This window comes from Deltaproteobacteria bacterium HGW-Deltaproteobacteria-18, assembly GCA_002841885.1.
In the GTDB taxonomy this organism is placed as follows: domain Bacteria; phylum Desulfobacterota; class Desulfovibrionia; order Desulfovibrionales; family Desulfomicrobiaceae; genus Desulfomicrobium.
On the sequence record PHBE01000010.1, the window covers coordinates 56,795 to 77,555 of the forward strand.

Sequence of the window (20,761 nt, forward strand, 5' to 3'; positions counted from 1 at the left end):
CATGGCCGCGCCCGTATATTTCTGGAACCTGCGCGCCTCGCGCAAGGCGCCTTTTGAGGCCAAGGTCAAGCGCCTGCTCAAACTGGCGGGTCTTGGCGCGGAGCTTCGTTCGGGCGATCTGGCCGCGATCAAGCTGCATTTCGGCGAAGGCGGAGGCACGGGTCATGTGCGGCCCCTGCAGCTCGCGCCCATCCTGGCCTTTGTTCGCAAATGCGGGGCCAAGCCGTTCCTGACCGACACCAACACGCTCTATGTGGGCCAGCGCGGCGAGTCCGTTTCTCACGGGCTGCAGGCCGCCGCCCACGGCTACGACCCCAATGTCCTGGGCGCACCGGTCATCATCGCCGACGGACTCAAAAGCGGCAACGAACGGGCCATTCCCTGTCCCGGCAGGCATTTCGAAGTCGCCTATCTGGCCGGGGACATCGTCGATGCGGACATGATGGTCACGGTCAGCCACTTCAAGGGCCACGATCTGGCCGGATTCGGCGGAGCCATCAAGAACGTCGGCATGGGCTGCGCCACGCGCAAGGGCAAAATGCAGCAGCACTGCGGCCTTGGGCCCGCCATACATCCCGAGCACTGCACCGCCTGCGGGCACTGCGTGGAAGTTTGCAGCCACGGCGCCCTAACCCTTGACCTGAACGGCAAGATTCGGATCGACCGCGACAGGTGCGCGGGCTGCGCGGCCTGCTTCCTGGTCTGCCGCTCAGGAGGACTGGAAGTTGACTGGCGGGTGGATGTGAACACATTTCTTGAGCGCATGGCCGAATATGCGGCGGCAGCGCTTTTGACGAGGTCAAGGCGGACCTTCCACATGAACTTCATTCAGCAGGTCAGCCCCGGCTGCGATTGCACGGGCTTCTCCGATGCGCCCATCTGTCCCGATCTGGGACTTGTGGCCTCCTGGGACCCGGTGGCACTCGACCAGGCCTGCCTGGATCTGGTCAACCGGGCCCAACCCCTGCACCCAAGCGCCCTTCCCGAGGGCATAATGCCCGGACAGGACAAATTCGAGGCCATCCACGGCCACGTACGCGGCGTCCATCTGCTGGAGTATGCGGCAAGCCTCGGGATCGGATCGCGGGAATATGCGCTCCAGCCCGTATAAGACATGCCTTTTGACGCACATTGAGACTGGACAAAGGGGATGGCGCTATTATATGTGCCCTTTCTTTGAATCCGCTAAAATTTTTATCCCATTGGAGGAACACATAATGGCTCAGAAAAAAATCGAACGCAAAAAAGAGATTGATCGTCGTCGCAAACGTCGTGCCGAGCGCATCAAGGAACGTATCAAGGAAGCCAAGGCCGCAGCCAAGAAGTAGGCCCTGTTTTAGGGAGGTAACCATGCCCATTTACGAATACTGCTGTGAAGACTGCCGTCAGATCTTCGAAGAGTGGCAGAAGGATTTCAAGGACAGGGAAAAAATCTGTCCGGTCTGCGGGGGCACGTCCCAGAGGCTTATCTCCAACACTTCCTTCGTATTGAAAGGAGGCGGCTGGTACGCGTCCGGCTACAGCAAGGAATCCGGCGGCAACGGCAAAAAGAAGGACACCTCGTCCACACCGGCCCCGGACACAACCTCTTCGGCGTCCTGACATGAGGCAGCTCCGGCTGCCTTTTTCATTTTCTGTTGCGAAGAATAGCCCCGCAACTCCAAACATCAACCCACCCACACCACCATGATTGATCGTTATACCCGCAAGGAAATGGGCGACATTTGGACCCTGGAACAAAAATTCCGGGTCTGGCTTGAAGTAGAGCTGGCCATCTGCGAAGGCTGGCACGCCATGGGCGTCATTCCGGGCTCGGACATGCAGGCCATAAGAGAAAAGGCCGATTTCGAACTGGACCGAATTCTCGAACTCGAAGAGACCACCAAACACGATGTCATCGCCTTCCTGACCGCCGTGGAAGAAAAGGTCGGCCCCTCGGCAAGATATATCCATCTCGGCTGCACGTCCTCGGACATTGTCGACACGGCCAACGCCGTGCTGCTGACCAGGGCAGGCCGGATCATCCTGGCCGATCTGGACAGGCTGCTGGGTACCCTTGAGACGATGGCCAGGACCTACCAGGGCAGGCTGTGCATGGGGCGCACCCACGGCATCCACGCCGAGCCGACCAGCTTTGGTCTGAAGATGGCCGTCTTTCACGCCGAGTTCCAGCGTCACAGACAGCGCTGGGTCGATGCCCTGGAGAACATCCGCTTCGGCAAGATTTCCGGGGCCGTTGGCACCTACGCCCAGCTCGAACCCGAGCTCGAGGAGCGCGCTCTGACCATCCTCGGTCTTGAGGTCGACCCCATCTCCACCCAGGTCATCCAGCGCGACCGCTACGCCCAGTATTTCACCGCCCTGGCGCTCATCGCCGGCGGCATCGAGCGCATCTGTGTGGAACTTCGGCACCTGCAGCGCACCGAAGTGCTCGAAGTGGAGGAAGGTTTCGGCAAGGGGCAGAAGGGATCGTCGGCCATGCCGCACAAGAAGAACCCCATCTCGGCCGAGAACCTGACCGGACTCTCCCGCCTGGTTCGCACCAACGCCGTGGCCGCCATGGAAAACATGGCTCTGTGGCACGAGCGCGACATCAGCCATTCGTCGGTGGAGCGCGTCATCATGCCCGACTCGACCATCATGGTTAACTACATGCTGAACCGTTTGAATGGGCTGCTCGCGAACCTGCGCATCATCCCCGAAAACATGGAACGCAACCTGATGGGCTCCTATGGCCTCTTCTTCTCGCAGCGCGTGCTCATCGCCCTGGTGGAAGCGGGTCTCCCGCGTCAGGAGGCGTATGTCATGGTCCAGGCCGTGGCCATGGACTGCTGGCGGGACCGGACCTCGTTCGAGGCCGCCGTGCGCGACAACTCGGGCATCACCGCCCATCTCGACGCCGCCCGCCTGGACCAGGCCTTTGATCTGAACTATTATCTGCGGCACGAACAAACCGTGTTCAACCGCGTTTTCTCCCAGGGGAAGAAAAATGATTGATCTGAAGAGACGCCTGGCCAGGCTGCTCATCGAGAAGTCCTATCTCGAGGGCGACTTCACCCTGACCTCGGGCAAGAAGAGCGACTATTATTTCGATTGCAAGCACACGGCCCTGCACCCCGAAGGCGCATGGCTCATCGGTAAGCTTTTTCTGGACATGATCCGCGCCAAGGGCGGGGTCAAGGGCGTTGGCGGAATGACGCTGGGCGCCGACCCACTGGTATCGAGCGTGACCGTGGTTTCCCACCTGGAAGGCTACCCCCTGCCCGGATTCATCATCCGCAAGCAGTCCAAGGGGCACGGCACCAACCAGTACCTTGAAGGGCTCAAAAACTTCGAACCGGGCCAGAACGTGTGCCTGCTCGAAGACGTCATCACCACCGGCGGCACGCTGCTCACGGCGGTTGAACGCGTGCGCGACCAGGGCCTGAACATCGTCGGCATCATGGGCGTGCTCGACCGGGAGCAGGGCGGCCGGGAGAATCTGGAAAAAGCCGGATTCGAACTGCAGACCATCTTCACCCGTAAAGAACTGCTCGAAACCGCGAAAAGCTAGGGAGGCTCCGGCCTCCCCCCATAAAACATGGGTTCCCGCACCTTCATCCTGCTCGCGGCGTTCCTGTCCTTCTTCTTCGCCGCTCCGGCCCGTTCCCAGGGCTGGAGTCCATCCTTTTCCGCACATCCAAACACCCCTGCGGCATTCATGGCCGTGGACATGGGCCGGCAACGCGCCTTTGTGGTCCGCAACAAGGATGGGGAACTCAAAAAAATGAGGGATATGTCCTGCACGACAGGCATGCGTGGCGGCGGCAAGCTCCTGGAGGGCGACCGCAAGACACCCGAAGGCGTCTATTTTCTGGAGGGCAAGGCCACGGGCGGGTTCGACTTCGACAGCTTCGGCAACACGGCCTTTCCCCTCAATTATCCCAACCCTGTGGACCGCATCCAGGGCAAGACCGGGAACGGGATCATGATCCACGGCCGGGGACGCAGCTTCGGGCCGCGCCAGACCCTTGGCTGCGTGGTTCTGGAGAACTACGACGTGGACACTCTGGACCGGCACGTGCGCATCCACGCCACTCCGGTCGTCATCGCCGAATCGGTGAGCCTGTCGGGCAAGGCCGACCCGCCGCCGGAAATCGTTCTCGGCACCTGGGGATGGATCAAGGCCCGGGAACGGCGCGAGAATGCTTTTTTCGAGATCTACGATCCCCTGCGTTTTGAAAAATCATCAAATATGAGCTTTGCCCGCTTCCGGCAGAAAACCCTGCAGGAATTCGCCACCGCCCAGTGGGTCGACATCCGCATGGAGAATCTGCAGGTCCTGCAGGGACCGGACTACATGGTCTCGGTCTTTGCCCAGCGCACCTTTCCCCACGGGGAACAGGGCTGGCGCAGGCTGTACTGGATGCGCCAGGTGGAGTTGTGGAAAATCGTGGGCGAGGAATGGATTCCGCAGAACCTGGGCGGCAGCGTGAATTACACCCAGCTGGCCGGCAAGGAGATTCGCGAGCGCCTGCGCGAATGCGCAGAGGCCTGGGACAAGGGTGATCTCAAAACCCTGCTGCGGGCCTACGACCGGACCGGCAGCCGCAATGGTGCCCAGGGCCGCGAAGCCATCGCCGCCTCACTCGATCGCGACCTGGCGGCCAAAAAGGAAAATCCCTACAGCGCCGAACCCGTGGTGCGTGTCACCAAAGAGGGAGTTGAGGCCAGACTCCAGACGGACGGCCATGCCCGGACCATCCTCTTTCTGCCCGGAGCCTTTGACTCCTGGCTCATTGCAAGCGACGAGACGGCGAAGCAGCCATGACCTTCACCAACCTGCCCCTGCGCTACATCGAAGAGCACCCCCATTTTATGGACCTCTTCTTGACCCGTGGGTTATGCCCCGAACTCGGCCTTGACGCCCTGAGCCTCGATACGTTTTCGGCCGATTGGCACAAAAAGACCGCCCGCATTTTTCACGACGCCGGGCTGACCTGCGCCGTGCACCTGCCCTTTTTCGACCTGCGTCCGGGAAGCCTGGACCCAATGATCCGCAAAGCAAGCCAAGACCGACTGCTGCAGGCCGTGGATACGGCCGGGATCTATGACCCGGCCCACTTCATCGCCCACCTGGACTATCAGCCCGTCATCTATTCCCTTTTTGAAGAGGCATGGCTTGAAAACTCCCTGCATACCTGGGAGATGGTGCTGGATCGGGCCGGGAGCGTGCCGCTCTACCTTGAAAACGTGTTTGAACTGAGCCCGGATCATCATGTACGCGTGCTGCGGGGGCTTGCAGGCAAGGCCGGAGCCTGCCTGGACGTGGGGCACTGGCACTGTTTCGCCGAGGGAAGCAGGTGCGGTAACCTGATGGAATGGATCGAGGCGCTGTCCCCTTTTCGCCTGCACCTGCATCTGCACGACAACGATGGGGAATCCGACGCCCATCTTGGACTCGGAGAGGGCACGATCCCCTGGGACCAGCTCTGGACCGGCCTGGCCGGGCGGGAGGCCTCGGCCACCTTCGAACCGCACACCGAGGCCGCCTTCGAGGCCACCCAGGACTACCTGCACGCTCACGACGTGAAGTTCTGAACGAGTGCAAATCGCGACACGAATCGCGACATTTATCACGGCAGACCTTGTAAATCGCGACAAATCCTGACATATCAAGTGTCGTGATTCGTCATCATTTGTCACAACAAGGTTCGCGCATGCAGAGTAAACCCCCAAGACACAAAGAAATCCGGCAGCTTCTACGCCAATACCCTGACGGACTGACCAGCACCGCCATCAGCGCGCTTTTGCATAATCCGCCGCATCAACGCACGGTGCAACGCTGGCTGGCCGAGCTCGCGGCGGCCGGAGTCGTGACTGTTTCCGGTCGCGCAAGAGCCACCGTGTATCAACTGGACACTTCTCTTGGCCCCGCACCAGTGCTGCTGTCGGAGCCGTCGTCACCGTTTGACGCCCCTGACGGCATTCCCCTCTCAGAGCAAGGCAGAGAGATTTGCGCCTACGTAAGGCGGCCACGCACAGGCCGAACCCCCATTGGTTATGACCGAAATTTTCTTGACGACTACGTTCCAAGCCAGACCTGGTATCTGAGCGAGGCGACCAGAAGGCATCTGCGGAGCATTGGCGAGACGGAAGCGTTCGGCCGACCGGCGGGCACGCATGGCCGGGCCGTCTTGAACCGACTCCTGATTGACTTGTCCTGGGCCTCGAGCCGTCTGGAGGGCAACACCTACTCCCGGCTTGATACGCAGAAGTTGATCGAATTCGGGCGTCATGCAGAGGGCAAGGGAGCCCAGGACGCCCAGATGATCCTCAACCACAAGGCGGCCATCGAACTGCTGCTCGACGACGCCGATTCCGTGGGCTTTGACGCGCATACATTCCTCGGCCTGCACGGCCTGCTCTCGGAAAACCTGATGCCTGACCCGGATGCATCCGGGCGCCTGCGCTTCAGGCCGGTGGAGATCAGCGGCTCGGTCTTCATCCCCCTGGCCATGCCGCAGGTCATCGAGGAATGTTTTCATGGCATCCTTCAGAAGGCGGCGGCCATTACTGATCCTTTCGAACAGGCGTTTTTCGTGCTGGTCCAACTCCCTTACCTCCAGCCATTCGAGGATGTGAACAAGCGCGTCTCACGGATCGGGGCCAATATTCCACTGCTCAAAAACAACCTCTCGCCGCTGACATTCATCGACGTTCCGGATCGCACATACATCGATGCGATCCTTGGTGTTTATGAAATGAACCGCATCGAACTGCTGCGGGATCTCTTTGTCTGGGCCTACGATCGCTCGGCAAGGGAGTACGTGGCGGTACGCAAGAGCCTGGCCGAGCCGGATCCGCTGCGCCTGCGCTACAGGCAGCAGTTGCGGGAAATCGTCGTCGATATCGTGCGCACAAGGAGACAGGATGTGCTGGAGGCCATGGAACGATTTGCGGATGATCAGGTCGAGGCCCAAGACCGGGAGGCCTTTGTCGAGATGGTTCAGGACGAGTTAAAACGCCTTCACCCCGGAACTCTGGCCAGATACCGGCTTCGGCTTTCCGAGTTCGAGGCGTGGCGAGAAGCGAGAAGGATCTGAAGATATGAAAAAGCCCCGTACGCAGAATGCGAACCATCGATGTGCTGATCGAGACATTCTGCGTGCAGGGCTGCTTTAAAATCACGATGAAAGAAAACGCGGTGGGGATGTATTCCCCGTAACGTCAAAAAGTACGTCCCTCCTGCTCCGGCCAAACGCCTTTGTAGCCCCGGCACAGAAAGATGGTGAACGTCTGGCCGGTGCGTTTCCCGTGGGTGCTTGTGATCACCCTTGGTTCATCCACACTCTCGAACAATTCCAGCACCCTGTCCGAAACCTTGTCCTCCTGGCCCTTGCAGACAAAGACCGCGTTCTGCATCCCGCTGTCCGGGCCGGGCCACAGGTCATACTGGTTCATCTTGCGTCCTCCGGCCAGGCAAAATGCCCGTTTTTGGCCCGGAACGTAAAAGGACAGCTCCGCAGTGACCCCGTATTCGTCCCCAAAGACAAAGACGTTTTCCTCCGGGCCAAGCTCGTCCCTGGCCTGCGCCACCTGCACGCCCAGATCCTGCCAGCCCATGAGCCGGTGCACCGGATTCTTGGGGCTGTCGAAGGGAATGAACCCCTGCAGGTGCAGCAGAATGAAAACCACAGCGCCAAGAGCGGGCCAGGCGAAGCGCCATCTGGGACGCGGATCGCGGTGCACGAACCGCTCCACGGCCAGGGCCGCGAGCATGATGCCGGCGGGATAGGCCGTGGCCGACCAGTTGGCTTCGACCTTGGTGTGCAGGCTCCAGAACAGGAAAAAGAGCCACACGGGCCAGAAGTAGACGGTCAGGATGATGCCCATGGGCCGGGACAGCCAGGGGAACACGGGCTCCTTGTCGCTCTTCATGAGCTGAACCGCGACAAGCCAGGCCCCGATGAACAGGAAAACGAACCACCACGGGGTGACCACGCCCAGCTGACTGCCCAGATATTCGGGAAAGTTCTTCAGCTCGAAAAAGACCTTAGCCTTGTCCCCGGCCATGGCCCCGCGATAGAGGACGTGCTTGATCCCGACCCAGCCGTTGGTGGCGTTCCAGATCAGGATGGGCAGCATGCCGACCAGACCGCCGATTCCGAGTGTTTTAAGAAGCCGTGGCCAAAAAAGGGCGGGCATGTCCTGTTTGCGCCCTATCCAGAACGCGGCCACAAGGGCCAGGGGAATGAAGAGCACCATGGTGTATTTGGCCGTAATCCCGAGCGACAGGCACAGCCCGAGCATGATGAACGCCGCGAGATGTCCCTTGTCCACGGCCAGGCCAAAACAGATCATGCCCAGAAGCCAGAAGACCAGGAGCGGATTGTCCGTGGTCATGAGCAGACCTCCGGCCATGAAGAGCATGGTCGTATTGAGTACGAAAAGCGTCCAGAATGCGGTGCGGATGCGTTTGAGATGGATGCCGATCCAGCCCAGCACGGCCACCTGCATGACCAGCGCCCCGATCATGGCGCCGGAGCGCACGCCAAGTTCCGTCGCGCCCCGAAAGGCGGTGCCAACGTAATTGATGAACGCGATGAGCGGCCCCTTGGAGTAATAGGACCACTGCAGACTGCGGCTCCAATCCCAGTACTGGGCCTCGTCCGGGGCGAGGTTCAGCTGGCCGGAAGCCACGAACCAGTATCTGGCCAGGGTCGCGGCCGCAATCAAAAGAAGACTTAAGGCCCAATACAGTGCGGATTCTTGGCGATTCGTCATATGGCCCCCTCCTTGGCGGGAGCGGTTGCGAGAATATCCCGTATGTCCTGCGCACAAATGCGCTTAATCTCAAACTCTCCCTGCCAGGGCGGCAGGACGAAAAACGCGTGTCCGGGCCAGGAAAGAGCGGCTGCATGCAACAAAAGCCCGCCGCCCCGGCCGTAACGGGGGTCGCCGACAATGGCGTGTCCGAGGTCGGCCAGATGGACCCGGATCTGATGGGTGCGGCCAGTACCGAGAACGACCAGCAGCAAGCTCTTCTGCCCGTCCTTGAGCAATGGATGCACGTGGGAGACGGCCCGTTTGCCCTGTCCGGAGATCACCTGTTCCCCGCGCCCAGTCTCGGCCTTGGCCAGCTCCGAGACAATGGTCCGCCATCCGCCCGATTCCCATGCCCCTTCCACCCAGCACAGGTAGGCCTTGGTCAGCGAGGGCCATGAAGCGTGCATGAAGCGCAGAAAATCATGGGTCTTGGCGCAGAGCAGAAGCCCGGACGTGTCGCGGTCCAGACGGTGCACCGGGACCGGCACAAAGCCCTCCTGATGGCGTGACTTCAGGCGGTCATGCACGGAATCGCTCCAGCCCGTCCCCCCGTGCACCGGAAGCCCTGCGGGCTTGCTTACAAGGAGCATCTCGTCGTTTTCGAACACGACGTCAATTCCGGGCAGAGCAAGGTCTGTCTCTGACTTGCGCTGCACATCGACCGGAGGGATGCGCACCTTCTGTCCCGTCAGCACGCGGTCGAAGGGCTTGCATCGGCGGCCGTCGATACGTACCTGCCCCGTGCGCACCAGACGCATGAGCAGGCTCGCAGGAAGGCTTCCCAGCCGTGCCTCCAGAAAGGATATGAGCTTGCGGCCATTTTCCTCGCGCCCGACTTCCACCACCTGAACCGACGTCCTTTCCGACTGCATGGCCCCTCCGCTTTGACAGGCCCTTTCTTGATGGCTACAGGGGCTCTTGTCAAACAAGCCCTTAACCACCCCCCTATGAAAAATACCACTCGCTCTTTCAGGCTGGTGTGCGCAATGGACCAGGTCCAGGATGTGGAAGCACTGCTCCATGCCGAAGGTTTTCGCTTCGAGCCGCAACCCTGCTTCGCCCTGGCGCGGACCCTCACCGCCGAGCCCATGCCTCTTGGCCGAAGCATCGCGGCCAGGTTCGGCTACATCTACATTCAGGACAAGTCCTCCATGCTGCCGCCCCTGGCCCTTGCTCCCGAACCCGGCGACCGGGTGCTCGACTTCTGTGCCAGTCCCGGCAGCAAGACCGGCATCCTCTCCAGTCTGGTCGGACCCACGGGGCTGGTGCTCGCCAACGAGCCTAGTCCGGACCGTCTGGCCACCCTGCGTGTGAACATGCGCCATCTTGGCTGCTACAACGTGGCAACCTGCAAATATGAAGGCCAGTCCCTGCCCCTTCATGACGACTCCTGGCCGCGCATCCTGCTCGACGCGCCCTGCAGCGGCTGGGGCACGGTGGACAAAAACCCCAAGGCCGCCCAGATGTGGGCGGGGGAGAAAACAGCTCCGCTTGAAGCCCTGCAGCGGGAACTTTTGACCAAGGCCGCCGGGATTCTTGCCCCGGGAGGACGACTCCTTTATTCGACCTGCACCACAAATGTGCGCGAAAACGAGGACCAGGTCCGTTTCGCCATGGAACACCTGGGTCTTGTACCAAAAGCTCTGACGGAATTTCCCGGATTCAGGTTCGCCCCTTCCCTGCCGGGGTGCCTGCTCGTGGACGGCGAAGGCAGCCTCGCACAGGGATTTTTCCTGGCCGCCCTCAAAAAACCGGGGGAAGCGGTCAGGATCGCCCGCACACCCAAGGCGGAATTGCCCGGCGAACTCGTCACGCGCCAGGAATTTTCGACCCGCACCGGACTGGACACAAACTGGCTCCCGGAGCACTGTTTTCTGCGCGTGGGCGGCCGCATCTACCTGCTCATGAAACAGGCGGCCGGACTTCCGGCAGAGCTCCGCTGGCAAGGTTTTGCCGTGGGCAAGAGCGCGGGGGATTCGATCCTGGCCGATGCCACGCTGCGCATGTTCGTTCCACCAAAACCGGACGAAAAAAGCCTAGTACTCGAGCAGGTGTCCACAATTCGCGAACTTCTGTCCGGCCAGAGCCTGTCATGGTCCGGGCCGGGAAAACGCCTCGCGTTCTATTTCAAGGGACTTCCCTTGGGTTTTTTGACGATCAAGGGCAATCGTTGCCTGTGGTCGGATCGATAACACAAACAGGAGAGCATCATGATCGGATACCTGCGCAAGGCGGCCCGCCTTTTTCATCCGGGATCCAAACGAACCATCATCCTGCCGCTGGATCATGGACTTTCCGAAGGAAACATCCCCGGTTTGGAAGATCTGGGGAGCCTGCTCCGCGGAGTACGGCATCTGCCCACCCAGGGCGTGATCCTGCACAAGGGCATGGTCATGGCCCACGCCGGGGAGATCCGTCTGGACCAGTCCCTCATTGTGCATCTCTCCGCCGGAACCCGGCACGGCCTGCCCTCCTACAACAAGGCCCTGGTCTGTTCCGTGCAGGAGGCGTTGCGGCTTGGCGCGGACATGGTCTCCATGCACATCAATATCGGCAACGATCTTGAAGACCGCATGCTCTCGGATCTGGGCGCCTGCGTGGAAGAAGCGCATCAACTGGGCCTGCCGCTTCTGGCCATGATCTACGCCCGGGGCGGACAGATCGTGAACGAGAGCGACCCTTCCCTTGTCGCGCACAGCATCCGCATCGGTGCGGAGCTTGGCGCGGACGTGGTCAAGGTGCCCTATTGCGGAAACAACCAGAGCTTCGCCCGGGCCATTGCGGCTTGCCCCGTGCCCGTCGTCATGAGTGGCGGGCCACGCAACGTCGACTTCAAGTCCTTTCTGCGCTCGGTGCGCGAAACCCTGGACGCCGGCGTCGCCGGGATGTGCATCGGACGCAACGTCTTCCAGCAGGAAAACCCAGCCAAGGCCCTGGAAGACATATGCAATCTCGTGCACGGAAAGGGGTAGATATCTACGTGGTGGGTTCGGTATTCCAGGCCATGAGGGGAGTCTGGGCCCGGGGGGCGGTCAGGTCGACGCGCACCGCCGTAAAGGCTCCCATCCATGGAAAGGCCGGGGTGCTGTTCAGGTAGCGGATAATTGGAGCAGGATTCCAGGTGCAGGGCGGACCCAATAGAATGGATCTGGCTTCGATGCCGCCCGGAGAAAGATTATTCTGGATCAGCCCGCGCATTTCGGGCCAGGTGAACCAGCGCGCTTCGCCTAGCGGAGATTTTCTTTTTTCCAGCCTTACGGACAGCCCGTAGAGGGACATCCGGTTCAAAAAACAGATCAGGATCCCCTTGCGCGCCACACGAGCCGCCTCGCGCAGGGCCAGGGCCGGATCTTCCAGGAACTCGAACACGGTCATGAGCGAAGCGTAATCAAACTCGCGGTCCTCGAAGGGCAGGTGCTCGGCGCTGCCAAGATGCAGATCGACGCGATGTCCCATCTTCTCCCGGGCCCGGGCCAGCATGTCCGGACTCTTGTCCATGCCCGTCAGGTCAAATCCGCAGGACCAGAAAAACTCCAGAAACATTCCCGTTCCGCAGCCTATGTCCAAAAGCTTCTGCTTGCGTCTGGGCCAGGGCGCGATAACGCCCTGCAGCAGTTTTTTTTCCTGCTGCAGGGCAAAGTTTCCCCGCACGCTTCCGGCCCATTTGTCGTAGCGGACCGCGCTTTCCCGGTTCCAGCGCATCAGATCTTGGTCACCGCTCCCTTGGCCGCGGATGAAGCCATGCGGCTGTAGCGGCGCAAAATGGAGGAACGGATTTCCTTGGCAAAAGGTTTGAAGTTTTGACGGCGCTTTTCGAGCTCGGCCTCATCGACGAGAAGCTCCAGGCTGCGGGCGGGGATGTCTATCTTGATCCGGTCCCCTTCCTGCACCAGACCGATGATCCCGCCTTCGGCCGCTTCGGGGCTGATGTGACCGATGGCCGCGCCACGGGTTCCGCCGCTGAAACGGCCATCCGTCAGCAGCGCCACTTCGCCGCCAAGACCAAGGCCGGAGATGGCCGATGTCGGAGTCAGCATCTCGCGCATGCCGGGGCCGCCCACCGGCCCTTCGTTGCGGATGACGACCACATCGCCGGCTTTTATCCTGTTGCCCATGATCGCGCTCACGGCGTCTTCCTCGCCTTCGAAAACCCGGGCAACGCCCGTGCGCTGCATCATTTCGGGCGCCACGGCGGACTGTTTCACCACCGCGCCGTCCAGGGCCAGGTTGCCTTTCAGGATAGCGATGCCGCCTTCATGAGAGTACGGTTCGGCCACGGTGCGGATGACCTCCGGCCGCAGGATGGCAGGCTTCAGGGCTTCCAGATTCTCACCCAGGGTCCGGCCGGTCACGGTCATGACATCGAGCTCAATGCGACCGCTCGCCGCCAGTTCGTTCATGACGGCCGGGATGCCGCCCGCCTCGTGCAGATCCGCGATATGGTGCGGCCCGGCGGGAGAGAGCCTGCAAAGATTGGGGGTCTTGCGGCTGATGTTGTCGAAAATGTCCAGCGTCAGATCGAGCTCGGCTTCGCGGAAAATCGCGGGGAGATGCAGGACCGTATTGGTGGAACAGCCAAGGGCCATGTCCACGGTCACGCCGTTGGCCACGCTCTTTTCCGTGACGATGTCACGGGGGCAAATGTTCTTTTCGACCAGGCGCATGACCTGCATGCCTGCATCCTTGGCCAGACGGATGCGGGCGCTGGTCGGGGCAGGGATGGTTCCGTTGCCGGGCAGGGACAGTCCGAGTGCCTCGGACAGGCAGTTCATGGAATTGGCAGTGAACATGCCGGCACAGGAGCCGCAGCCGGGACAGGCACATTCTTCCATCCGTTCAAGCTCCGCCTCGGTCATGCTGCCGCTCTTGACCTTGCCCACACCCTCGAAGACCGTGATGAGGTCGATGGTTTTTCCCTCGAACTTGCCCGGAAGCATGGGCCCGCCGCTGATCATGATGGAAGGGATGTTGAGACGCAGCATGGCCATGAGCATGCCGGGCACGATCTTGTCGCAGTTTGGAATGAAAACAAGTCCGTCAAAAGGCACGGCCGTGGCCGAAATTTCGATGGAATCGGCGATAAGTTCACGGCTGGGCAGGCTCATCTTCATGCCTTCATGATTCATGGCCAGTCCGTCGCACACGCCGATGGTCGGGAATTCCATGGGCGTTCCTCCGGCCATGCGTACTCCGTCCTTGACCGCTTGGGCGATGATATCGAGATGCATGTGTCCAGGCACGATCTCGTTGGCCGAATTGACCACGCCGATCAGTGGCCGCCGCATTTCCTCCCGGGTCATGCCGAGGGCGAAAAGCAGGGAGCGATGTGGCGCCTTTTCCAAACCTTTGATCATTTTATCGCTACGGTTCATTACAGGATCCTCGAATAGATTAATTGCGAAAAGCGACAAGGGAGCTCAAAACTCCGACTGACGCCAAAATTGCGAGAATGGCCAGGCTGTGGATCTGGGGCAGAAAAGAGATGGTGATCCACAGGGGGGGAACATTGAACATGTCCTCGATGCCGTGGTGCAAAAGCTTGAGCAGGCCAAGGGCGAGCCCTGCGCCCAAAAGACCCTGAAATGCTCCGCCAACGAGCAGCGGGAACTGTATGTACGCCCGGCTTGCGCCCACAAAGCGCAGGATTTCCAGTTCGTCGCGCCGAGCCAGAAGAGCGAGCTTGATGGTGTTGCCGACGACAAGACCCACGACAACAAGCAAAAATCCGGTCACCGGCCAGAAAGCCATCTTGGTCAATCCGACCCAGGAGGTCAACAGGTCCACCTGCAGGGGATTGAAGGTCACATTCTCGACCTTGGGCAGGGCTTCAAGACGCTTGACCATGCCCGCCGCCCATTTCTTCCCGTCGTCCTTAGGCAGATCGCACTCGACCAGAGCCGTTGGCGGCAGGGGGCTTCTGCCTTTCATCCAGTCCAGATCCACATTTTTCTGGAACGACTGCTCAAGCACGCCAAGAGCCTGGTCCGGGGTGAAGGTGCGCACGTTGACCACGCCTTCCATGGAGGAAAGACCGGACCAGATCTCTTTTAATTCATCGGAACCGACATCGGCCTTCCAGAAGACCTGAAACTGGACGTTGCCCTGCCTGTTGCCGATCTGCAGATCGAGATTGTGCACGAGCATGAGAAATGCTCCGCCAAGAAAGGAAACCAGGGTAATGGCCGCGATGGTCATGCACAGGGACCATGGAGCCCGGAACAGGTCCCGCACGCCTTGGACGATGAGCTGAAAAAACACGTTCATGACCGGCCTCCGGCCTGGGGGCAACCTTCGCGCATGACCCCGTCCTCCAGAGTCACGATCCGCGCATCGGCCATGCGTTCCATGATTTCACGGTTATGAGTCGCTATCATGATCGAAGTACCAAACTTGTGAAATTGTTGAAAAATATCCATCATGCGCATGGACAGTTCGTGATCGAGATTTCCCGTAGGCTCATCGGCAAGGAGAAGCTTGGGCTTGACCACAACGGCCCTGGCCACAGCCACCCGTTGCTGTTCTCCGCCGGACAGTTCCTCGCAGGGCGCTCCGGTCTTGTGATCGAGATGCAGGCTTCTGAGCACCGCCCGAACCCTTTTTTCGATTATATGCTGCCCGATGCCGCGCACTTTCAGTGGCAGGGCCACGTTGGCGAAAACGGTCTGGTTGGGCAGGATCTTGAAATCCTGAAAGACCACGCTCACATCGCGGCGCAACAGATGCTTGCGACTCTCGGCCAACGTGTTCAAATCATAGCCGGCAACATCGGCCTTGCCACGTTGCACCGGAAGCGCGCCGTGCAGGATGCGCATGAAGGTCGTCTTCCCGGCACCGGATGGGCCGCACAGGAACACGAACTCGCCGGGCTTCATGCAAAAATTGATATCTTTCAATGCCAGCTGCCTGCCAAAGGAGTAGGAAAGCTTGGAAATGCTGATCATGTTTCGTCCCCGGATTTCTCGTCTTCGTCGTTTATGCGCTCTTGAGCGCTGATCTGCTTGAGGAGCGACTTGGCTTTTTCAAAATCTGGATCATTGCCCAGGGCGTGAGCCAAAAGCGACTTGGCCTTGCCGTATTGTTTTCTGTTCACATAGGCCACGGCGGCGTTGAAAAGAATTTTGGGATTGTCGGGTTCCTTGGCCAGCGCCGCACGGTAGATTTCAACCGCCCGGGCCAGTTCGCCCTTGCGCCGATAGGCCACGGCCATGTTGTTCAGTGTGTCGCAGGTCAGGGATGAGAAAATATACGATCCGAAATCGCGCTGCACTTCGTCGACCATCTCCAGATCGACATAGGCGTTCCAGATATCCTGCTTGATCTGATCGTTCTTGCGATCAATGTTGAGAGCGGTCATGAAATTCTTGCGGGCCGCGTGCAGGTCTTCCTTGTGAAGGTTGATGGAGCCGCGCAGAATGTAATATTCGGTGTTGTTCGGGCTGATGGAGACGGCCTTGTCCACGGCGGCGAGTGCCTGATCCATTTTCCCCTGCCAGGACTGGATCTTGGCCATGGTTTCCCATCCTCTTGCAAAAAGCGGGTTCGAGGCCAGAATTTCGCATAATATCTCTTCGGCTTTGGGAAAATCCGACAATTCCATCAGCACCCGCACATGCTCAAGCCGTATTCTCTGAGCCTGGGATGGATAGAGGAGTCCGAAGCGGCGCAAAAGATCAAAAGCCTTGGCCTGCTCCTTTGCTGCGCACAAGTTCTGGATTTCCACCTTGAGCAGTTCAAATTCCTGTTCAAAGCCGCCATCGAAAACCGTGTTCAAGGCTTCGGACAGGGCCTTGATGGTCACCGGTTTGACCAGATACGCAGAGGCTCCGCCATCCGAGGCCAGAGCCACATCCTCCACCTCGGATTTTGAAGTCAGAAAAATGAAGGGAATATAGGGAGATTCCGGCCTTGAACGCACAGCCCGCAGCAGTTTGAGACCGTTCATCTTCGGCATGTTCCAGTCGGAAATGATCAGGCCGGGACTTGCATCCTTGATTTTTTCAAGAGCCTCCTCTCCGTTCTCCGCCTCAATAAAAACAGAGAAGCCAAGGGCCCGCAAAAGGTTCACTACCGTCTCCCGGGCAGACAGGATATCTTCAACCACCATCACGGTGATATTTTTGTCCATCTCAATTTTCCTCGGGGATGAAAAGAATGACGCAAAATCTGCTGCCGTGCGGAGTGACATCCTCCACCCAGATCTTGCCTTGGAACATGTTCACTATCTTGCGACAGATGAAAAGCCCGATTCCGGTCCCTTTTATCCCGCTTTCAACCGATTTTTCCGTACGCACGAACTTGTCGAAAATGGATTCCTTGTAGCGATCCTCGATCCCCTCGCCATTATCCTCGACCCAGAACTTGAGCACCGTATGCGTAGGATCCGCCGTTCTGCGCGATTCCCAAGTGTCCATTCCCACCCTGATCCGGCCACTGACGGGCGTATACTTGATGGCGTTTGAAATCAGGTTCTGAGCCAGATGTCCAAGCAGCACGGGATCGCCCAGAACCTGAACATCAAGCTCGCAATGATTTTCAATGGTCATGTTTTTTTCACGGGCCAGTGGCATGAGAGCTTCGATCTGCTCATGCACCAGGGGCAGAAAAGAGACAGGACGGAGAATGACTCCCTGCTCCTGACACTCATCGACACGCGCTATGTGCAAAAATTCATCAATCATTTCGAGAAGTTTACTCGCCCCCTTGAAGGCTGTCTCGATGATCGGCTTCTGGGATTCACTGGGCCCAAGATACGACAGCAAATCCATGTTGGAGATGACAGCCGAAAGGGGGCTCTTGAAATCGTGGACCACCATCTGCACCAGTTCGGAGCGTTCCGTGGAGGCCATGATCAGCTCTTTTTGCTTGATCTCGAGTTCCTGCGCCAATTCCTGATAACGCTCCTTTTCCGTCTCGAGTCTTTCGAACATGGCAAGGCTCTCGATCAGAGGAGTGATCCAGCCCGCGTATTCGAGCAAGGCGGACAAATCGGAATCGGTGAAAGCCACCTCGCCTTCCTTGTCGGAGACATTGATGACCCCGATGACCCGCCCCTGATCGGAGAGCAGGGGCACGGAAATGAGCGACTTGGTCTTGTAGTTGCCGTTGCGGCAGCAAAAACGGGGGTCGCTTTCAATATCCTTGATCAGGAGCGGGGCCTTGTGCGTGCAGACATACCCGGAGATGCTGTCCGGAGAGAGGGGCTGGGTCAGCCCCACTATCTCCTTGCGGCTGGCAGCCACGACCTTGAGTTCCTGCTTGTCATTGTCGAACAGCATGACCGAGGCGTTGCGGCTTTTGATCCTCTTCTGGATGAGCATGCCGCCGCAATGCAGCTTTTCGGCCGCGCTCATCGCCCTGCTGGCCAGAATGGCCATCATGCTCCGCAGAAACTGCTCTATTCCGTTAGCCTGCGTCATTATCCGAACCGATCATCCGCACTTGGTGAAGCCGCAGGACGGGCAGACAAAGCACCCTTCCTGAAAGACCAGCTCCGTCGTGCATTCGGGGCACTCGGTCTTGGAAAGGGACTTGTAGGAGCTACTGGGCTTCGTGCCTTGCAAATACTTGTTTTCAAGCACCCAGGACACGGCGTCGGGAATGGAGAGGAGCATGCCCTTTTTCTGAAAAACCGGGTGCTCTCCGCCAATCCCCTTGAGCTGTTTGACTATTTCACGAACATGCACGCCGGAGCGCAGCGCCAGGGAAACCAGTCGTCCAATGGCTTCGGCCTTGGCCGTGATGGATCTGCCCGACCGTCCGATGGTGGTGAAAACCTCGAAGGGCTTGCCGTTGACCTCGTTGACCGTCAGATACAGGTCGCCAAGTCCGGTGCGAACCTTCTGCGTGAATCCGTAGACAATGTCGGGACGGTCCATGGGACGGCAATGATCATCGCCTTTCTCTTCCTTCTGGCCATCTCCGGTGCACAGGACCTGCACGCTTTTGCAGCCGTCGCGGTAGACCGTGACGCCTTTGCAGCCCTCTTCGTAAGCCATCCAGTAGATTTTATAGATATCTTCCTGGGTGGCCGAATTGGGCAGGTTGACCGTCTTTGATACGGCATTGTCGGTGTGCTTCTGGAAGGCCGCCTGCATCTTGAGATGCCACTGCGGCTCGATGTCCATGGAGGTCACATAAACGTTCCTGAGTTCCTCGGGGAGAAAATCCATGTCCCGGACCGAGCCCTTTTCGATGACCTCGGCCATGAGCTTTTCGGAATAGCATCCCTGATCATGCAGGGCTTTGACAAAGAAGCTGTTGGCCTCGGTCAGCTTTTCGCCGTCCATGACCTGGCGCACGAAGCACAAGGCAAAGAGAGGCTCCACACCGGAGGAACATCCGGCGATGATGGACAGGGTGCCCGTAGGCGCAATGGTCGTGGTGGTGGCGTGGCGGTAGGGCCCCAGATTCTGTTCCTTGTAGATGGAGGTCTCATAGGACGGAAAGGGACCGCGTTCCGCAGCAAGTTTCTTGGATGCGGATCTGGATTCCTTCTGGATGAAATCCATCATCTGCTCGGCAAGCACGATGGCCCGGCGGCTGTCGTAGGGCAGGCCCAGCTGATACAGGAGATCGGCCCAGCCCATGACGCCAAGCCCGATCTTTCTGTTCTTGCGCACAGTCTCCGTGATACGCTCCAACGGGTATTCCGAAGCGTCGATGACGTTATCCAGGAAGCGAACGCTCAAATGCACCACTTCGCGCAGCCTGTCCCAGTCAATTTCGATTTCGCCGTCCTTTTCACGTACGAAACGGGCAAGGTTGATGGAGCCGAGGTTGCAGGCCTCGTAAGGAAGCAGGGGCTGTTCGCCGCAGGGGTTGGTGCTCTCGATCTCGCCCTGATCGGGGTTGGGATTGTCGCGGTTGATGCGGTCGATGAAGATGATCCCCGGATCTCCGCTCTCCCAGGCCTTGCGCACCAGAAGCTCGAAGACCTCGCGTGCCTTCAGGGTTTCGATGACCTCCTGCGATTGCGGAGCGATAAGGGGGTATTCCTCATCGTTCTCCACGGCCTGCATGAATTTTTCGGTCAGCGCCACGGACAGGTTGAAGTTGTTGAGGTCCCCTTCACGTTCCTTGGCCCGGATGAATTCCAGGATATCGGGATGGTCGACACGCAGGATGCCCATGTTGGCGCCGCGTCTGGTTCCGCCCTGTTTGACCTGCTCGGTTGCCGTGTTGAAAATCTTGAGAAAGGAGATGGGTCCGGAAGCGACGCCGCCCGTGGAACCGACCCGGCTGTCCTTGGGACGCAGGCGAGTGAAGGAAAAACCCGTGCCCCCACCGGACTTGTGGATCAGTGCCGCGTGCTTCACCGCATCGAAAATCTCGTCCATGGAGTCGCCGACAGGCAAAACGAAGCAGGCCGCAAGCTGCCCCAGCTCCGTGCCGGCATTCATGATCGTCGGTGAATTGGGCAGAAAATCGTACTCGGTCATCAGCTTGTAGAAAGTGCGTGCCAGATCCTCGGGCTTGAACGATGACTCGGGGTAGTTCTTTTCCATGGATGCTATGCTTGCCGCCACTCTCCAGAACATTTCCTTCGCGGTCTCGATGGGAGTCCCGTCCAGCCCCTTTCGCTGGTAACGTTTCCTGAGCACCAACTCTGCGTTGGAATTGAGATTCACGTCGGGCAGATCCGCCGGCATTTTCATAACGTCCATGGATACCTCACTTTCCTTGAAATTATTGTATAGCTATTGAAAATAATTGATTCTTCTTGGTCGGTTTTTCTCTGTACTGGAGAAGGCTTCAGACTTCAATCGTGAGAAAAGAAGCTCAATCTTGAAGGCTTTCAGCTCTCTTAAATAAAGAAAATATTAGGTTATTGAAATTATTAGTGGGCGCATTATGTGCGTTTACGATTCAACATATTAAAATATTTATATTTTTAAGGTTTGAAAAAAATGAGGTTGATTGTTTTTCAGGTTGCCTGATTGAGGCATCCTGAAAA

18 protein-coding genes are annotated in these 20,761 nt (G+C 58.9%); 9 read left to right on the forward strand and 9 right to left on the reverse strand.

Annotated features, from left to right (window positions below; genetic code table 11):
- Window position 1 precedes the first annotated feature (1 nt).
- The 7 genes from CVU60_10710 to CVU60_10740 all read left to right on the forward strand — a co-directional run bounded on the left by CVU60_10710 (window position 2) and on the right by CVU60_10740 (window position 7,085).
- On the forward strand, window positions 2-1,111 hold the full coding sequence (locus CVU60_10710) for a FeS-binding protein (GenBank protein PKN41481.1): 1,110 nt from the start codon (window positions 2-4) through the stop codon (window positions 1,109-1,111).
- Window positions 1,112-1,350: 239 nt separating this feature from the next.
- Window positions 1,351-1,602: a zinc ribbon domain-containing protein gene (locus CVU60_10715; GenBank protein PKN41482.1), complete on the forward strand. Its 252-nt coding sequence runs from the start codon at window positions 1,351-1,353 to the stop codon at window positions 1,600-1,602.
- Between the two features lie 84 nt (window positions 1,603-1,686).
- A complete protein-coding gene (locus CVU60_10720) occupies window positions 1,687-2,997 on the forward strand; it encodes an adenylosuccinate lyase (protein PKN41483.1) in 1,311 nt (436 codons plus the stop codon).
- Window positions 2,990-3,553: an orotate phosphoribosyltransferase gene (pyrE, locus tag CVU60_10725; protein ID PKN41484.1), complete on the forward strand. Its 564-nt coding sequence runs from the start codon at window positions 2,990-2,992 to the stop codon at window positions 3,551-3,553. The genes CVU60_10720 and pyrE overlap by 8 nt, the downstream gene beginning before the upstream one ends.
- 27 nt (window positions 3,554-3,580) lie before the next feature.
- The gene (locus CVU60_10730) at window positions 3,581-4,810 is read left to right on the forward strand and encodes a hypothetical protein (GenBank protein PKN41485.1); all 1,230 of its coding nucleotides are present in this window, start codon (window positions 3,581-3,583) and stop codon (window positions 4,808-4,810) included.
- Window positions 4,807-5,580 (forward strand): sugar phosphate isomerase/epimerase, encoded by a 774-nt coding sequence (locus tag CVU60_10735; GenBank protein PKN41486.1) that lies wholly within the window; start codon window positions 4,807-4,809, stop codon window positions 5,578-5,580. The genes CVU60_10730 and CVU60_10735 overlap by 4 nt, the downstream gene beginning before the upstream one ends.
- A gap of 119 nt (window positions 5,581-5,699) precedes the next feature.
- The gene (locus tag CVU60_10740) at window positions 5,700-7,085 is read left to right on the forward strand and encodes a cell filamentation protein Fic (protein PKN41487.1); all 1,386 of its coding nucleotides are present in this window, start codon (window positions 5,700-5,702) and stop codon (window positions 7,083-7,085) included.
- Window positions 7,086-7,209: 124 nt separating this feature from the next.
- Here CVU60_10740 and CVU60_10745 read toward each other — a convergent pair whose 3' ends face one another.
- Both CVU60_10745 and CVU60_10750 read right to left on the reverse strand, forming a co-directional pair.
- Window positions 7,210-8,766 carry a dolichyl-phosphate-mannose--protein mannosyltransferase gene (locus CVU60_10745; GenBank protein PKN41488.1) on the reverse strand — a complete coding sequence of 519 codons (1,557 nt, stop codon included), beginning with the start codon at window positions 8,764-8,766 and terminating at the stop codon, window positions 7,210-7,212.
- On the reverse strand, window positions 8,763-9,830 hold the full coding sequence (locus CVU60_10750; GenBank protein ID PKN41553.1) for an RluA family pseudouridine synthase: 1,068 nt from the start codon (window positions 9,828-9,830) through the stop codon (window positions 8,763-8,765). The genes CVU60_10745 and CVU60_10750 overlap by 4 nt, the downstream gene beginning before the upstream one ends.
- Between CVU60_10750 and CVU60_10755 the strand changes: the two genes are divergently transcribed.
- Together CVU60_10755 and CVU60_10760 are read left to right on the forward strand one after the other, a co-directional pair.
- Window positions 9,756-11,000 carry an RNA methyltransferase gene (locus CVU60_10755; GenBank protein ID PKN41489.1) on the forward strand — a complete coding sequence of 415 codons (1,245 nt, stop codon included), beginning with the start codon at window positions 9,756-9,758 and terminating at the stop codon, window positions 10,998-11,000. The two genes, CVU60_10750 and CVU60_10755, sit on opposite strands and share 75 nt — an antisense overlap.
- Before the next feature lie 18 nt (window positions 11,001-11,018).
- Window positions 11,019-11,780 (forward strand): fructose-bisphosphate aldolase, encoded by a 762-nt coding sequence (locus CVU60_10760; GenBank protein ID PKN41490.1) that lies wholly within the window; start codon window positions 11,019-11,021, stop codon window positions 11,778-11,780.
- A 4-nt stretch (window positions 11,781-11,784) separates the two neighbouring features.
- Here CVU60_10760 and CVU60_10765 read toward each other — a convergent pair whose 3' ends face one another.
- The 7 genes from CVU60_10765 to CVU60_10795 are packed head-to-tail and all read right to left on the reverse strand — an operon-like array spanning window position 11,785 to window position 20,471.
- On the reverse strand, window positions 11,785-12,510 hold the full coding sequence (locus tag CVU60_10765) for a class I SAM-dependent methyltransferase (GenBank protein ID PKN41491.1): 726 nt from the start codon (window positions 12,508-12,510) through the stop codon (window positions 11,785-11,787).
- Window positions 12,510-14,180: a dihydroxy-acid dehydratase gene (gene ilvD / locus CVU60_10770; GenBank protein ID PKN41492.1), complete on the reverse strand. Its 1,671-nt coding sequence runs from the start codon at window positions 14,178-14,180 to the stop codon at window positions 12,510-12,512. The genes CVU60_10765 and ilvD overlap by 1 nt, the downstream gene beginning before the upstream one ends.
- A 19-nt stretch (window positions 14,181-14,199) precedes the next feature.
- Complete coding sequence (locus tag CVU60_10775; protein ID PKN41493.1) at window positions 14,200-15,072, reverse strand: hypothetical protein; 873 nt, start codon at window positions 15,070-15,072, stop codon at window positions 14,200-14,202.
- The gene (locus CVU60_10780) at window positions 15,069-15,749 is read right to left on the reverse strand and encodes a cell division ATP-binding protein FtsE (protein ID PKN41494.1); all 681 of its coding nucleotides are present in this window, start codon (window positions 15,747-15,749) and stop codon (window positions 15,069-15,071) included. The genes CVU60_10775 and CVU60_10780 overlap by 4 nt, the downstream gene beginning before the upstream one ends.
- A complete protein-coding gene (locus CVU60_10785; protein PKN41495.1) occupies window positions 15,746-16,993 on the reverse strand; it encodes a hypothetical protein in 1,248 nt (415 codons plus the stop codon). The genes CVU60_10780 and CVU60_10785 overlap by 4 nt, the downstream gene beginning before the upstream one ends.
- Window positions 16,935-18,224, reverse strand: a complete 1,290-nt coding sequence (locus CVU60_10790) for a hypothetical protein (protein ID PKN41496.1) — start codon at window positions 18,222-18,224, stop codon at window positions 16,935-16,937. Before CVU60_10790 ends, CVU60_10785 begins: the two co-directional genes overlap by 59 nt.
- A gap of 12 nt (window positions 18,225-18,236) precedes the next feature.
- Window positions 18,237-20,471 carry a ribonucleoside-diphosphate reductase, adenosylcobalamin-dependent gene (locus CVU60_10795; GenBank protein ID PKN41497.1) on the reverse strand — a complete coding sequence of 745 codons (2,235 nt, stop codon included), beginning with the start codon at window positions 20,469-20,471 and terminating at the stop codon, window positions 18,237-18,239.
- Window positions 20,472-20,761: the final 290 nt, after the last annotated feature.